The sequence below is a fragment of the Fortiea sp. LEGE XX443 genome (assembly GCF_015206815.1).
Classification (GTDB): domain Bacteria; phylum Cyanobacteriota; class Cyanobacteriia; order Cyanobacteriales; family Nostocaceae; genus Nostoc_B.
Genome location: NZ_JADEXZ010000045.1, coordinates 35,587 through 50,182 on the forward strand (window position 1 = coordinate 35,587; position 14,596 = coordinate 50,182).

The 14,596-nt window shown below is 41.0% G+C and carries 13 protein-coding genes; 10 read left to right on the forward strand and 3 right to left on the reverse strand.

Going from position 1 to position 14,596, the window contains the following annotated elements; translation table 11 throughout:
• Window positions 1-350: 350 nt before the first annotated feature.
• Complete coding sequence (locus IQ259_RS16985; protein ID WP_193886816.1) at window positions 351-1,187, reverse strand: D-alanyl-D-alanine carboxypeptidase family protein; 837 nt, start codon at window positions 1,185-1,187, stop codon at window positions 351-353.
• Window positions 1,188-1,445: 258 nt separating this feature from the next.
• On the opposite strand from IQ259_RS16985, the gene mnmG reads away from it, so the two are divergent.
• Together mnmG and IQ259_RS16995 are read left to right on the forward strand one after the other, a co-directional pair.
• A complete protein-coding gene (mnmG, locus tag IQ259_RS16990; protein WP_193886818.1) occupies window positions 1,446-3,368 on the forward strand; it encodes a tRNA uridine-5-carboxymethylaminomethyl(34) synthesis enzyme MnmG in 1,923 nt (640 codons plus the stop codon).
• Between the two features lie 225 nt (window positions 3,369-3,593).
• Window positions 3,594-4,958, forward strand: coding sequence for a hypothetical protein (locus IQ259_RS16995; protein ID WP_339383924.1), 1,365 nt, complete (start codon window positions 3,594-3,596; stop codon window positions 4,956-4,958).
• 295 nt (window positions 4,959-5,253) lie between these two features.
• Here the strand turns inward: IQ259_RS16995 and IQ259_RS17000 are convergent, their stop codons facing one another.
• Window positions 5,254-5,976, reverse strand: a complete 723-nt coding sequence (locus IQ259_RS17000; RefSeq protein ID WP_193886820.1) for a hypothetical protein — start codon at window positions 5,974-5,976, stop codon at window positions 5,254-5,256.
• A gap of 400 nt (window positions 5,977-6,376) precedes the next feature.
• Here IQ259_RS17000 and IQ259_RS27215 point away from each other — a divergent pair, with 400 nt between their 5' ends.
• The 6 genes from IQ259_RS27215 to IQ259_RS17030 all read left to right on the forward strand — a co-directional run bounded on the left by IQ259_RS27215 (window position 6,377) and on the right by IQ259_RS17030 (window position 10,980).
• The gene (locus IQ259_RS27215; RefSeq protein WP_228014594.1) at window positions 6,377-6,529 is read left to right on the forward strand and encodes a hypothetical protein; all 153 of its coding nucleotides are present in this window, start codon (window positions 6,377-6,379) and stop codon (window positions 6,527-6,529) included.
• A gap of 198 nt (window positions 6,530-6,727) precedes the next feature.
• Window positions 6,728-7,318 carry a TetR/AcrR family transcriptional regulator gene (locus IQ259_RS17010; RefSeq protein ID WP_193886822.1) on the forward strand — a complete coding sequence of 197 codons (591 nt, stop codon included), beginning with the start codon at window positions 6,728-6,730 and terminating at the stop codon, window positions 7,316-7,318.
• Window positions 7,319-7,341: 23 nt separating this feature from the next.
• A complete protein-coding gene (locus tag IQ259_RS17015) occupies window positions 7,342-8,628 on the forward strand; it encodes an ABC exporter membrane fusion protein (protein WP_193886824.1) in 1,287 nt (428 codons plus the stop codon).
• A 64-nt stretch (window positions 8,629-8,692) separates the two neighbouring features.
• Entirely contained in the window at window positions 8,693-9,028 is a 336-nt protein-coding gene (locus tag IQ259_RS17020) for a DUF2834 domain-containing protein (protein WP_193886825.1), read from the forward strand.
• A gap of 19 nt (window positions 9,029-9,047) precedes the next feature.
• The gene (gene devC, locus IQ259_RS17025; RefSeq protein WP_193886827.1) at window positions 9,048-10,217 is read left to right on the forward strand and encodes an ABC transporter permease DevC; all 1,170 of its coding nucleotides are present in this window, start codon (window positions 9,048-9,050) and stop codon (window positions 10,215-10,217) included.
• 10 nt (window positions 10,218-10,227) lie between these two features.
• Entirely contained in the window at window positions 10,228-10,980 is a 753-nt protein-coding gene (locus IQ259_RS17030) for a DevA family ABC transporter ATP-binding protein (RefSeq protein ID WP_193886829.1), read from the forward strand.
• A 143-nt stretch (window positions 10,981-11,123) separates the two neighbouring features.
• Here the strand turns inward: IQ259_RS17030 and rsmH are convergent, their stop codons facing one another.
• Complete coding sequence (gene rsmH, locus IQ259_RS17035; RefSeq protein ID WP_193886831.1) at window positions 11,124-12,020, reverse strand: 16S rRNA (cytosine(1402)-N(4))-methyltransferase RsmH; 897 nt, start codon at window positions 12,018-12,020, stop codon at window positions 11,124-11,126.
• A gap of 721 nt (window positions 12,021-12,741) precedes the next feature.
• Between rsmH and IQ259_RS17040 the strand changes: the two genes are divergently transcribed.
• Together IQ259_RS17040 and IQ259_RS27220 are read left to right on the forward strand one after the other, a co-directional pair.
• Window positions 12,742-13,926, forward strand: coding sequence for an NAD(P)H-quinone oxidoreductase subunit H (locus tag IQ259_RS17040; protein WP_193886833.1), 1,185 nt, complete (start codon window positions 12,742-12,744; stop codon window positions 13,924-13,926).
• 374 nt (window positions 13,927-14,300) lie between these two features.
• Complete coding sequence (locus tag IQ259_RS27220; protein WP_228014595.1) at window positions 14,301-14,441, forward strand: hypothetical protein; 141 nt, start codon at window positions 14,301-14,303, stop codon at window positions 14,439-14,441.
• Window positions 14,442-14,596 lie beyond the last annotated feature (155 nt).

Here is a 14,596-nt window from a genome sequence, read left to right on the forward strand (position 1 = left end):
CTAGTTACTCCTTTCGTGAGCAATTCCAGACTTTATACTCAATATTTTGTTTTTTATAGGACTTACGCAATAATTCTCTGAAACTCTTATTTCTTTGTGTCCTACTCTACGAGAAGCCGCTATTGCGTCTATGCGTCCTACCCTGCGGGAAGCCCTTCGGGTTCAGCAGTCGCTCATGGGGGAAACCCCCAAGACCTCGCTGCTTCACCGCTACCGCGTCTATGTGGTTCGTTTTTTCATAATTTTGCGTAAGTCCTGTTTTATCAAAATTAATTATATACATGCCATTAACGGCAATAATTTTTATTAAGCGCTATAGTTAACAAATTACAGCCTTTATTAGTTCCTTTTTATAAAGGTGTCAACCAATAAGTAATACCCTGCACAACTTGATTTTTAAAACCTAATTTTGGTAAATCTTCTACTGATACACCTAAATAAGTCCAGTGCGGTACATCTTTAACTACCGTTTGAAACCAACCATTTTGATTGAGAATTTGTCTTTGCTTGGTGTTAGACACGCCTAAATCAATTGCTAAACCCCAAAGATGTTGCGATGCGCCTGGCGGTGCAACCACACTCAAAATTTTTGTTTCTTTACCTTGTTTGACTTTTTCTAACGTTTTATTGTTAGCATATTTATACCAAAATCTAGAATTTGTGGCAAAACTCCGAGTACAATCACTAGCACCATAGCCTGATTTTAACGGAATATTATACTGTAATCTTGCCTTATTTAAAGCGTCTGCTGCTGCTTTTTGTAAATAACAATTATTTGTCCCAACAACCTTTTGTAATATTAATTGTGTTTGGAATTCTTTCGTTTCTTCTTCACTATTTAAAAGCACTGTTGGCGGTAATTTAACATCATCTGCTGGATTGACAAACGCAGCACCATAAGAGCGTAATAAAATATATTCATACGTCCCAGGTTCAGGAATTACTTTTAATTTCTGCACAATTGCAGCTACAAAACGTTCTTGGTCATTCAATGATGGGCTAGGAACTACAGGTAAGATTAGTTCTTGGGCATTAGCGCTACAATCTGAATTTACTGCAACTAAGCATTGATTTATTACTTGCTTATATGTCACTATTTGACGATGAATACTGTTACTAGCAACCAATATCAAACAAATAAAAATAGCAGTCAGGATAAATTTTACTTTTTTCTGTAGTTGTTTCATTAATTGCTAAAAGTGTAAATATATCCAATGAGTCTTGTCTGTAAATGTACAGCAAAAATAAGTGCTGCTAAAACTTATAAGCAGTAATTTACTAAATCTTTTTCCTGGGTTTAGCTAATAATTATAATTTCCGAAACTAGAAAATTACTACTATCAGGTGACTGACTTTTTTGATATCTTTTTTATTAACAAGGCGCATCCTGGAAAGCACTGGATCAGCTAAAATATCATTGACTCTTAGCTTGCTGTTGTATAAGTATGACCATGCACAATTGTGTTGAATTCCAAGACGCTTATGATGTCATTGTCGTTGGTGCAGGTCACTCCGGTTGTGAAGCCGCCTTGGCTACTGCGCGTCTTGGTTGTCGAACTCTGCTATTAACGCTTAATTTAGATAAAATTGCTTGGCAGCCTTGTAACCCCGCAGTTGGTGGCCCGGCGAAATCTCAATTAACTCATGAGATAGATGCACTCGGTGGGGAAATTGGGAAAATAGCAGACCGGACATATTTGCAAAAGCGCATCCTCAACTCCTCACGGGGGCCGGCGGTGTGGGCATTACGCGCCCAAACAGACAAGCGCGAATATGCGGCGGTGATGAAAGCAATTGTTGAGAACCAAGAAAATTTGAGCATCCGCGAAGGAATGGTGACAGATTTAGTCTTGGGCGCAAACGATGAAGTTGTCGGTGTGGAAACTTACTTTGGTGTGGCGTTTCAATGTAAAACAGTGATTTTGACCACTGGCACATTCTTAGGTGGCAAGATTTGGGTGGGTAACAAATCAATGGCGGCGGGACGCGCGGGAGAATTTGCGGCTGAGGGTTTGACACAAACTTTAAATCGTCTGGGGTTTGAAACTGGCAGGTTGAAAACTGGGACACCTGCAAGGGTAGACAGGCGATCGGTTGATTACAGTAAGATGGAAATCCAACCTGGAGATACGGAAGTCCGTTGGTTTAGTTTTGACCCTGATGTGTGGGTGGAACGAGAACAAATGTCTTGTTACATGACTCGTACCACAGCCGAAACCCATCGTTTAATTCAAAAAAATTTACACCTTTCTCCGGTGTATGGCGGTTGGGTAGAAGCGAAAGGCCCGCGTTACTGCCCTAGTATTGAAGATAAAATTGTGCGCTTTGTGGATAAGGAAAGCCACCAGATTTTTATTGAACCGGAAGGGCGAGATATTCCTGAATTATATATTCAAGGTTTTTCGACTGGGTTGCCAGAAAATCTGCAAGTACAAATGCTACGGAGTCTTCCTGGTTTGGAAAACTGTGTAATGCTGCGTCCGGCTTATGCTGTGGAGTATGATTATTTACCAGCAACACAGTGTTATCCCACAATGATGACGAAGAAGATTGCCGGGCTATTTTGTGCAGGGCAAATTAATGGCACCACAGGCTATGAGGAAGCAGCCGCCCAAGGAATTGTCGCCGGAATTAATGCGGCGCGGTTTGTGCGGGGTCAGGAAATGATTGTGTTTGCACGTGAGCAAAGTTACATCGGTACGCTGATGGATGATTTGTGTACGAAGGACTTGCGCGAACCTTACCGAATGCTCACTAGTAGGTCGGAGTATCGCTTGTTGCTGCGTTCTGATAATGCTGACCAACGTTTGACACCGTTGGGGCGGGAAGTTGGCTTGATTGACGATCGCCGTTGGCAATTATTCACCAACAAACAAGCCCAAATCACTGCGGAAAAAGAAAGATTATACACTACCCGCATCAAAGAACATGATGACATCGGACAAGCGATCGCCACTAACACTCAACAAGCAATTAAAGGTTCCATTACCTTAGCTGACTTGCTGCGGCGACCAGGGTTTCATTATGTTGACCTCGATAGATACGGTTTGGGTAATCCCGTCCTCAACCAAGCAGAAAGAGAAGGCGCAGAAATTGACATTAAATATTCTGGCTATCTCGCCAGACAACAAAATCAAATTGAACAAGTTGCCCGTCAAGCACACCGCCAGCTACCTGCGGATTTAGATTATGCCAAAATTGATACTCTTTCTAAAGAAGCACGGGAAAAACTCAGTAAGGTAAAACCACTGACTATTGGCCAGGCTGCCCGTATAGGGGGTGTGAATCCTGCGGATATTAACGCATTGTTAATATATTTAGAATTGCGTAAAACAAAGAACCAGAAAGAGTTTCCGGCATTAATGTAAATTAAAGTTTTAACAAAGGTGAGTATAGTATAAGGAAGGAGATTGGTATGATCGATGACACGAATTCATAACTGGCATCACTAGCTATCTCCAGACTACAGTTGAATTTAATACCACATAAAAATAAACTCGTCAAGTTTAGGCTGGCAGTTTGATATTTTTGCAAAATCCTGATTTCCAGGCATTAATAGCATTGCTTAGTCCTGGCAACCAAAACCCAAAATCATGCCTATGTTACAAGAATTCAGCACCCATCTCATCATTCCGGAACCATCAGAAGAATTGATTGCCAACGAGCCTTGGTCAATTGAAATCTATGCTGATGGTTTGATGGATGATCTGTTTGCCGATATTGACGATATTTTGGATGTCAGTGGCACTCTGTCTTCCCATACTGTCAGGTATGCTGGTTGCACACCACAGCGTTCTAGAGAAGAAACATCTGTAAACGATTGGTACTACTCAGATTACGAGCCTCTGCAAACACTAAACATACCCCAGATTGTCTTGCCAAATGCACTTAACCGAATTGTACAAGGCGTTCCCCAAGTCAGGAACCAACACGGGAGTACAGTTGTAGTTAATGCTCCGGTAATGAATTCCGGGATGAGAAGACCTAAAAAAATCAGACGTGTTTTGAGCAAACTGGTGATTTTAGGAACAGCTATTGGTGTAGCGATCGCTGGTACAGTTTACCTATTACAATCCGAAGTTATTTCTTTCCTCATTGCCAAATTGAATCAGCCGAACCTCTCTCTACCACAGGTGCAATTACTTACACGCGCAGATGTTGAGGCAGATTTGGCTGACTATCTGCTGGGATCGTTAGCAATTATCGATCAGCAAAGGGCAAGCGGTAATCAAAAATCTCTGCGTACCGGAATCAGTAGCAGGGTAAATCCTAATCCTCAATCTGTTGCCTACGCTAGTAGTCCAGCAGTTGATAATTTACCATCCCCTCTCACTGCCAATAATACAGCACCTACCCCTAACCGTTCTGCAACTAACGTTGTCGAACGCATCTATATTCCTGTTTATCAAGCGCCGTCACCTATGCGCTTCGGACTACCGCGGATTCCTGGTACTCCCTTACCTTTACCGCCGATAGCCAATGCTAAACAGACAACTCAGCCTACTGCTGTAAGAATAGCTTTAAATAACGTTAAGCAACCAGCTAAACCTGTCAGTGTCAATGTATTGGCTGCTGTGCGTCCAGATATCAAACCTGTAGCTGTGCGTACCGCCCCTATTACTGTGCGACAATCTGCAAGCCCGATTCCGGCGTTACCAATTTCTCCACTACGTTCTACACCATCTCAGGTTGCCAGTTTAGTTGCATCACCAACAACCACTCAGCAAGTATATTTGGCAACAAATTCTCAACCTGCTCCCAGCCATACCTTAGAAGGATTGTTAGAGTTAGGCAATAAATCTGCGGCTTTATTTCAAGTTGACGGTGTGACTCGCCGGATTAATGTTGGAGAAACCATCGGTAGTAGTGGTTGGACATTAGTAGATGTCAACAAAGGGGAAGCAATTGTTCGCCGTAACGGTGAAGTCCGATCCATCTACACAGGACAGAAGTTGTAAGAAGTTAGCGATCGCTTTTACCTTATAAAGTAAAATTCGTTAACCAAAAACATAACACTTAAAAAGTGGCAAAATGCTCATAAAAATGAGAGTAGTTTTTAACGTTAGTCTACTCTAATATAGATACGTAAACATGACGCTGCGTTTTGTTCAGCGTCAATAAATGTATTCACCTGCCTATGCAGGTTTTTTACTTTATGTAATACTGCTTAGTCAGTATAACATGCTTTTTTCACTCATCCAGTAATACTACCGTAATATTTTTTATGCGGTGAGGGGTATAACCATAAATTTTTCATCCGACAGTAAATTCATCCTCAGATTCAGCAACGCTAAAAAGTGAACCTTTGCCTTTGCGGCGAATATTTCCTTTAATTCGTAAACCGATTCCAATAACAGCCATACCAATGAAGGTTATGCTTGCTTTTGGTTCAGGAACTGGCTGAGAGGTTTGTAAGTTAAAGTTCAGTTTAGCCAAACCTTGAGAAGGAGTTCCCGGTGCGCCGAGTATGTCTTCCTGGGTAAAAGTTATCGTTCCTGTAGCATCCCGGAATAAGCCTGTACCACCAGAAACAGTTATAGTACCACCACCCCTGATTGTACCTTCATCAAAATTAATTTCAGCACTATCATTTGCTGTTCCAAATAACTCATTGGAACCACCATAATACCGATCAGATAGTATTGGTTCCTCATTTAAACCAAACACCCCAGGATCTGAATTAAAGGTATATCGGTTAATGGCTGGGTTTTCTATAGGCTCAAGCTTACCATAAGTATTGCTTGTAAAGAAATTCAAACCATAGGGAACAGGTTCTACACTTTCACCTGTAATGGTTGCTCTAACAATACCTAAATCCGGTCGGAAGTTTTGATCAATAGTAACAGAAGTAGTGTAGTCAGCGCTAAATGTATAAGAATTATATGCACCCTGAGCTTTTACACTTTGCACATTCAACCCTAAACTGACTATAGTTAAAGCCACAGGAACCAGCCAGCCGATTTTTAAATCAAACATAATTGTTTTTTTATCCGGTAAGCAACGAGGACAACCTCTCACTAACTAGGTAAATTTCAATTACCTAGTTTATTAGTGAAACCAAGTTTTAAAAACTGTTACAAATTATCTTAAATTTACTGCTTAACTATTTCAATATCTATTACTTGATATTCAATGAATTATTTTTAGATCATTTCTATAAGTTAGATAATATAGCCATCTTCTTTAATATTTAAACTTACTAGTAAAAAGAAGAAAAAGCCAATTAATTGGCAAGTATTTCTGCGGATAGATGACTTAGCGAGCAAAATACTCCTAAGTAACTGTGTTTTGTGCAGTCATTAGGAGATTTTTCTATGGAAACTAGAAAACTCGGTAAGCAAGGATTGGAAGTTTTACAGGACTAGGTTGCATGGAGATGTCTGAATTTTATAGTAGTTGTGACGAAGAAGAAGCGATCGCCACTAAAAAAGACATAAAATCCAGTTGGCTTGCTTTAGCATGGCTGTTAGCACAAGGAGGAGATGTTATTTCTTTATTAAAAACTAACCGCACATTTAATTCTGCTTGACATGGCTGATAGTAAAGCTTACATTAAGAACTGTATACAAGTATAAATTTAGAAACTACATCCAATAATTTTCTCAAAGTTGGCAAACTGTTCGCATTAATAGCCGTTTCGTGGATATCTTTATTGATGTCTTGACTAAAGGCTACTTTCACTAATAAATTATAAATAACGAGCGTTCGATATAAATAAATTTGACTCATGCCCAAGATTGTTGACCATGACCAATACCGTAAAGAACTTCTCAGCAAATGCTTTGATTTATTTGCCCAAAAAGGTTATGGCTCTATTACCATGCGCCAGATTGCTCAAGGTATGGGGGTTTCCACTGGGACTTTGTATCACTACTTTCCTAGTAAAGAAGCTTTATTTGAGCAATTAGTAGAAGAGATTTCGCAGCAGGATGTGAGTGCGGCTTTGGCAGAGTTAGAAGGAACAGAGACACTACAAGAAGCGATGGCAGCATTGGGAAGATATTTAGTAAAAAATGAGGATTACTTTATTAAATGGACATTTGTTTGGGTTGATTTTTGCCAGCATCAAGACTCAAAGAAAATGCTGAATCAGAACAGTGTATTTAAACGTGCTAATAAACGCTATCAGCAGGCGGCTTGTGAATTTTTGGGAGTTCAAGACAAAGTTTTAGCTTCATTTATTTTGAGCTTTGTAAATGGTCTAATTTTGGAGAAATTATGGGGTGATGAAACAATTGATTTCGTTGAACAATGCGCCTTACTGGGCAAAATGTTGACGGTTTATTTACAACATGACATGAATATTTTGGTCAATTAGAAAAATATTTTATAGAGGGGAATATGGGACAAAATTTTCTACTTAAACCTGCCAATAAAAAATTACTGGGGTTAGTAATTGCTGCCACGGCTGTTACGGGTGGAATTGTTGTTTATGGCATTTCTCAATTTGGGCAAATTGGTCGAACTACCTCACCCGAAACAGTCGTTACTACACCTATACCAAAAGTCACAGCCTTGGGCAGATTAGAACCAGAAGCAGAAGTAATTAGCTTATCTGCGCCCTTGGTTTTGGATGGCGATCGCATTATGGAAATGAAAGTTAAAGAAGGCGAGATTGTCAAAGCCGGACAGATGGTAGCAATTTTAGATTCACGCGATCGCCTAGAAACAGCCGTACTCCAGGCAGAAAAACAAGTCAAAGTTGCTCAAGCCAAACTTGATCAAGTAAAAGCTGGTGCAAAAGTTGGCGAAATTAAGGCACAACAAGCCAGCATCGAGCGCCTACAAGCCCAATCTCAAGGAGATACAATTGGACAACGAGAAGCGATCGCCCGTATAGAAGCCCAATGGCAAGGCGATAGAATCGCTCAAGAAGCCACAATTAAGAGGCTAGAGGCAGAACTTAAAAATGCCCAAGCCGAAGATAAACGTTATCAAAAGTTATACACCGAAGGTGCAATTTCTAATTCCGTCTTTGATAGTAAGCGCCTGATTGTAGACACAGCAAAACAACAATTAGACGAAGCCAAAGCAGTTTTGGCGCGAATTAACTCCACAGCAAGTAGACAACTAGCCGAAGCCAAAGTGTCACTAACACGGATTAACGCCACTGGCAAAATGCAAGTCAGCGAAGCCAAAGCCACACTTACCAGTATTGCCGAAGTCCGGCCTATTGATGTGCAAGCCGCCAAGACCGAAGTTGAAAATGCGATCGCTGCACTCAAACGCGCCCAGACTGACTTGCAAGCAGCTTATATCAAAGCGCCAATGGACGGGCAGATCCTCAAAATTCACACAAGAGTTGGCGAAAAAATGAGTGATAACGGCATTGCAGACTTAGCGCAAACCGAACAGATGATTGCAGTGGCAGAAGTCTATCAAACAGACATCGGCAAAGTCAAACTCGGACAATCAGCAGTAATCACTAGTCAAGCATTTAATGGAGAACTGCGCGGCGAAGTTTTCTACATTGGTTTACAGGTAAACCGCCAAAACGTTTTTAGTAATCAACCCGGAGAAAACTTAGATAGCCGAGTTGTGGAAGTAAAAATTCGCCTTAATCCTGAAGACAGTAAAAAAGTTGCAGGATTTACTAACTTGCAAGTACAAACAGCAATTGAACTGTAAATTTGCTTGTTTTTCAAGAATAAATTTTTAAATTTCAACATCAACCTTTTAGGTCAATTCAATTATGGTTAAAGCTACTTACATTGCGCTTTGTGTTATGGGAACCATATTACCTTACTCACAGTTTATCTCTTTCTTATGGGAACATGGTGTTGACATAAAGCTGTTTTTTGAACAACTTTTTGTAAATAAAATTTCTGGCTTTTTCGGCATGGATGTTTTGGTTTCATCCTTTGTATTATGGCTATTCGTATATGCGGAAGGAACAAAGCTGAAAATGTCAAATCTTTGGATTTATGTTGCCTGTAATCTTTTAGTAGGTGTTTCGTTAGGTCTTCCCTTATTTTTGTTAATGCGCCAGCGCCAGCTTGAACAGCGGATTGATACGATGGGTTATTAAAAAGCGAATCTGTGTGTATATGTTATCCAAACTATTTCTCAAAACGCCCTTAGCATGGCGACAATTATTAAAAGAAAAAACTCGCCTATTAGTAGCAGTCGCAGGTATTACCTTTGCCGACATGCTGATATTTATTCAAATGGGATTTGAAGGGGCGTTGTTTGATGCGGCTATCAAACCACATCGCAGTTTACAGGCCGATTTAGTATTAATTAATCCCCAATTTCAAACTTTATTTTCTGTCAAAAGCTTTTCTAGAGAGCGACTGTACCAAGCATTAGGTTACGATGGCGTACAATCAGTGAATCCTGTTTATATCAGCACTGGACAATGGCGAAACCCTGAAACACGTTTAGAACGTGCCATCTTAGTTTGGGGTATCGATCCGGTTAAATCTGCATTTAATTTTCCCGAAATTCAACAAAACCTAGACTCAATCAAACCGTTGAATCAAGTTCTGTTTGATCAAGCAAGTCGTCCAGAATATGGTGCTGTGGGCGAAATTTTCCAGAAAACAGGCAAATTTGACACAGAATTGAACAATAAAACAGTCAGTGTTAAGGGAATTTTTAGTAATGGTGCGTCTTTTGCAGCTGACGGTAACGTGATCACGAGTGATTCCACCTTTTTACAAATCTTTCCCGAACGGAAACCAGACCGCATTGAAGTTGGGTTAATTGGTCTCAAACCCGATGCTAATCCTATCAAAATACAAGCGCGACTTGTAGCTGGATTACCCAACGATGTCAGAGTCCTCACTCCAGAAGAATTTGCTCAAATCGAAAAAGCCTACTGGGCTAGTGGTACGGGTATTGGCTTTATTTTCAATTTAGGTGTGGGAGTTGGTTTTATTGTCGGCATCGTCATTGTCTACCAAATTCTTTACTCAGATGTCTCTGACCATTTGCCAGAATACGCCACCCTCAAAGCAATGGGTTACACCGATCGCTATCTCTTGGTAGTCTTACTTCAAGAAGCATTATTCCTCGCTTTCTTAGGTTTTATTCCAGCATTTTTATTTTCTTTAGGTCTGTATCAACTCGCCTACACTGCCACTATGCTGCCCATATTCATGAATACACAACGGGCAATTACAGTGTTTATGATGACCGTCATCATGTGTAGTGTGTCTGGGGCGATCGCTATGCGTAAACTAAGTGCTGCCGACCCGGCTGATATTTTTTCATAATCAAACTTTTATGTTGCAAGAATCTCTCTCAGCAAATTCCTACAATCCAGGCACTAATTTAGAGCCTGTAATTGCAGTTCGTAACTTGAATCATTACTTTGGTGAAGGTGGACTAAAAAAACAAGTTTTATTTGACATTAATTTAGAGATTAATGCGGGTGAAATTGTGATTATGACCGGCCCCTCAGGTTCTGGTAAAACCACCTTATTGACATTACTGGGTGGACTACGTTCTGCCCAAGAAGGTAGTTTGAAAATTTTAGAACAAGAAATTTGTGGAGCTAATAAACGAAAATTGACAGTGTTACGTCGTCAGATTGGCTATATTTTTCAGGCGCATAATTTGATGACATTTCTGACAGCGAAAGACAATGTCCGCATGTCTCTAGAATTGCATGATGAACACCTCAATCAAGATATTGATGCCACAGCGATCGCCATGCTAGAAACAGTTGGCTTGGCAGATCGTGTAAACTATTACCCAGAGAAACTTTCTGGCGGACAAAAACAACGAGTTGCGATCGCTCGTGCTTTAGTCAGTCATCCTAAAATAGTCTTAGCCGACGAACCAACCGCCGCACTCGATAAAAAATCTGGGCGCGATGTCGTGGAATTAATGCAGAAACTCGCCAAAGAACAAGGTTGTACAATTTTGCTAGTTACCCACGATAACCGCATCCTTGATATAGCCGATCGCATCATTTATATGGAAGATGGATTGCTGAAAAGTGATGGCGTAGATATAGCTACAACGATGCACTGAGTAGAAGCAGGCGGCAGAGAGAAGAAATAACAACTAATGATAAATGACCAATGGCTATTGATTAAATAATGAAAGCTAAAAAATAAAATTTCATACTTTAGACTACCCTGCGGGTTTTGCTTTAGCAGTACACACTTCATACTTCAGTTAACTCTTTCTGCTATTCTTAGTTTTGCAGAACGCGATCGCGGGTTATTGGCAATTTCCGATTCTTGTGCGGTGATTGGCTTTTTGGTAATCACTCGCAACAGTGGAGAATTGCGTAAACTATGCTTAACTAAGCGGTCTTCTAAACTATGAAAACTGATAACAGCGATTCTCCCACCAGGAACCAGCGCCTTTGGTGCTTTTTCTAAAAAAGTTTCTAGAGACTTTAACTCATCATTGACCACAATTCGCAAAGCTTGAAAAGCGCGGGTTGCGGGGTGAATTCTACCATAACGGTATTTGGGTGGAACAGCAGATGCGATCGCTGCTGCTAGTTCTGTCGTCGTGGATAACGGCCGACGTTCTACAATGCGTCTAGCAATGCGTCTAGATAGTCGTTCTTCACCGTATTTAAAGAAAATGTCTGCGAGTTCCCCCTCATCCCACTCATTAATCACATCAGCAGCAGTAAGTGAACCCTGCTTATCCATCCGCATATCTAAACTTGCAGTGTGACGAAAGCTAAAACCTCGTTCCGGCGTATCTAACTGATAAGAACTCACCCCTAAATCGGCGAGAATACCGTTAAAAGTCGCTGCGGGAAACTCATAAACAGCAAAATTACTGCAAATAAATTTTACACGTTCTCCAAACTCAGCTAATTCTTTCTTCGCTGCGGCTAAAGCATCCTCATCTTGATCAATTGCTGTGACTCGTGTATGTGGCAAAGTTTCTAAAATCAAGCGACTGTGACCGCCACCGCCTACAGTTGTATCGAGATAATGACCTCCTGCACACACCGCTAAACCTGCAATTACTTCTTGAGGTAACACAGGTAAATGAGCAAATATTTGTTCGTCAATAGCCAGCGATGAAGAAGAATCCGAATTCATTAGACTTGGGAAAAACCTGTAGTAGTTCTAAATAATTTGTGAAACCTTTCTCTTCTTTTTTTAGCGCCGTTAAGCGTTCTCGTAAGAGTAGCCACTTTGTGTCTAATGCGGTTCGTTAAAAAATATCTTCACAAACCAAATAGAATTTCCCTACAATACTACCACACAGATTTATTCACCTCATACCAATTCTCTAAAATCCGGCAACATATTCAAACCTCGAAACCCATACTGTATCTGACTTTCTTAATGACGAATTACGTTAGCGAGTCTTGCCTACGGCACCCCAAGGGTGAACGAGCGTCATTACGAATTACGAATTGGTATCACATATCCCAAAGGGCGATCGCTAACCTCAGCCTAAGTAGAACAAAACTACAAGAACTACTCTAATTGTACTTAAACTGGATAAAAGTTAGCGATCGCTCTCCTGAAGCAAAATTTTTCGATTCACTAACAGAGAGTTGAAAAAATTCCGATGCCTCAATTTCCGGCATCTCAAGCTCCATATAATAGTTGAAGAAGTGAAACAAAAAGAAACATCATAAAATCTCTCTGCTGCCACCTCTTCTCCAATAGACTCCTGTATTGGCAATAAGTACAGGGTTTACCCTCAAGATATTGCCCCTACAAACTTTATTTTGGCAGACACGATTTTATCGGTCTGGTTGGCATCTACGCGGTTCCATTCAAATTTTGATCATGGGAGAACACGGAATTTATGGCAAGACTAGAAACCCGCACTGAACCGATGGTGCTGAATATGGGGCCGCACCACCCCTCAATGCACGGGGTTCTGCGGCTAATTGTCACTTTGGATGGCGAAGATGTCATTGATTGTGAACCGGTGATTGGCTACCTACACCGAGGAATGGAAAAAATTGCTGAGAACCGCACCACCATCATGTATGTCCCATACGTTAGTCGATGGGACTACGCAGCGGGAATGTTCAACGAAGCTGTCACTGTTAACGCCCCAGAAAAATTAGCTGGTGTTGCTGTTCCTAAACGCGCCAGCTACATCCGCGTCATCATGCTGGAACTAAATCGCATCGCCAACCACTTGCTGTGGTTTGGCCCGTTCCTCGCTGACGTGGGCGCACAAACTCCCTTCTTTTACCAGTTCCGAGAACGGGAGATGATTTACGATTTGTGGGAAGCGGCTACAGGCTATCGGATGGTGAACAACAACTACTTCCGCGTTGGTGGTGTGGCTGCTGATTTGCCCTATGGTTGGGTAGATAAATGTCTAGAATTTTGCGACTACTTCCTACCTGTAGTTGACGAATATGAAAAATTAGTTACCAATAACCCCATCTTCCGCCGCCGGATTGAGGGTATTGGGACAATTACCCGCGAAGAAGCAATTAACTGGGGGCTTTCTGGCCCAATGTTACGCGCTTCTGGCGTGAAATGGGATTTACGCAAAGTTGACCATTACGAGTGCTACGACGATTTTGACTGGGACGTTCAATGGGAAACAGTTGGCGATTGTTTAGCCCGTTACATGGTGCGGATGCGGGAAATGCGCGAATCCGTGAAGATTATCAAGCAAGCCATCAAAGGACTACCCGGCGGCCCCTACGAAAATCTGGAAGCTAAACGCCTAGCCGCGGGCAAAAAATCCGAATGGGATGCTTTTGATTACCAGTACATTGGTAAGAAGGTTTCCCCCACTTTCAAAATGCCCAAAGGCGAAGTTTATGCCCGTGTTGAAAGCGGTAAAGGTGAATTAGGCATTTATCTAATTGGTGATGATAATGTCTTCCCCTGGCGCTGGAAAATTCGCGCAGCAGATTTCAACAACCTGCAAATTCTGCCTCATTTATTGCGGGGTATGAAAGTTGCAGATGTTGTGGTGATTCTCGGTAGTATTGACGTAATCATGGGTTCTGTAGACAGATAACTTTTAATGGGTGGGCAATGCCCACCCATTTATTATTCATAATTAGGTGGGGAAAATAACAAAATTAAATATAATCCATTAAAAATTATAAAATTGCCTCATTTTGTGATCAGGGGCGATGCACATTATCCCGCTTTTGTCACTTTCCGGGAGGGCAATTGCTAGAAGTCTTATGAGGCAATCAATACAAGCTATCCTATTAGAAAAAAATGGGTCTTGTATTTGTGATTAGAAAATAATCGTGCGATTGCCTACGGCACTGGCGAAGCCAATCGCTTGCTATGCAAAAGCTCTAGAATTCAGCAATAGCAAATGTTTTCGGAGAGTGACAGAACAGGGTTAAGTCCAGTAAAAAATATATCGGCATTATTGATGTGGATGGTAAAGAAGCTAAAAAATCCATTTCGAGTCTAGATGAAATTTATGGATTAGTAGAAATTCTAAAGGATAGAGCTAAATATTTAACTCAAAATAGTTTAAAGCAGTCAAAATCAGTGGATGTATATGAGTCATAGTTACTAGACCTCTTGCAAAAGCCATTATGGGACTTCCAGAGAATAAAATATACAACTTATGAAAATGATAATCATTCTGGTGGGGGGAAGGGAAAGGTTGCTAACGGCAACCTTTCCCTTCCCTTTTTGTAGTAAATTCAATGATGATTCGATTT

Excerpts from the sequence above, each read along its gene's own strand:
- IQ259_RS17030 (WP_193886829.1), top strand. The coding sequence starts at position 10,228 with ATGTTGCAAGAATCTCTCTCAGCAAATTCCTACAATCCAGGCACTAAT.
- IQ259_RS17015 (WP_193886824.1), top strand. The coding sequence starts at position 7,342 with ATGGGACAAAATTTTCTACTTAAACCTGCCAATAAAAAATTACTGGGG.
- IQ259_RS27215 (WP_228014594.1), top strand. The coding sequence starts at position 6,377 with ATGTCTGAATTTTATAGTAGTTGTGACGAAGAAGAAGCGATCGCCACT.
- IQ259_RS17000 (WP_193886820.1), bottom strand. The coding sequence starts at position 5,976 with ATGTTTGATTTAAAAATCGGCTGGCTGGTTCCTGTGGCTTTAACTATA.
- IQ259_RS16985 (WP_193886816.1), bottom strand. The coding sequence starts at position 1,187 with ATGAAACAACTACAGAAAAAAGTAAAATTTATCCTGACTGCTATTTTT.
- rsmH (WP_193886831.1), bottom strand. The coding sequence starts at position 12,020 with ATGAATTCGGATTCTTCTTCATCGCTGGCTATTGACGAACAAATATTT.
- mnmG (WP_193886818.1), top strand. The coding sequence starts at position 1,446 with ATGACCATGCACAATTGTGTTGAATTCCAAGACGCTTATGATGTCATT.
- IQ259_RS17020 (WP_193886825.1), top strand. The coding sequence starts at position 8,693 with ATGGTTAAAGCTACTTACATTGCGCTTTGTGTTATGGGAACCATATTA.
- IQ259_RS17010 (WP_193886822.1), top strand. The coding sequence starts at position 6,728 with ATGCCCAAGATTGTTGACCATGACCAATACCGTAAAGAACTTCTCAGC.
- IQ259_RS16995 (WP_339383924.1), top strand. The coding sequence starts at position 3,594 with ATGCCTATGTTACAAGAATTCAGCACCCATCTCATCATTCCGGAACCA.
- devC (WP_193886827.1), top strand. The coding sequence starts at position 9,048 with ATGTTATCCAAACTATTTCTCAAAACGCCCTTAGCATGGCGACAATTA.
- IQ259_RS17040 (WP_193886833.1), top strand. The coding sequence starts at position 12,742 with ATGGCAAGACTAGAAACCCGCACTGAACCGATGGTGCTGAATATGGGG.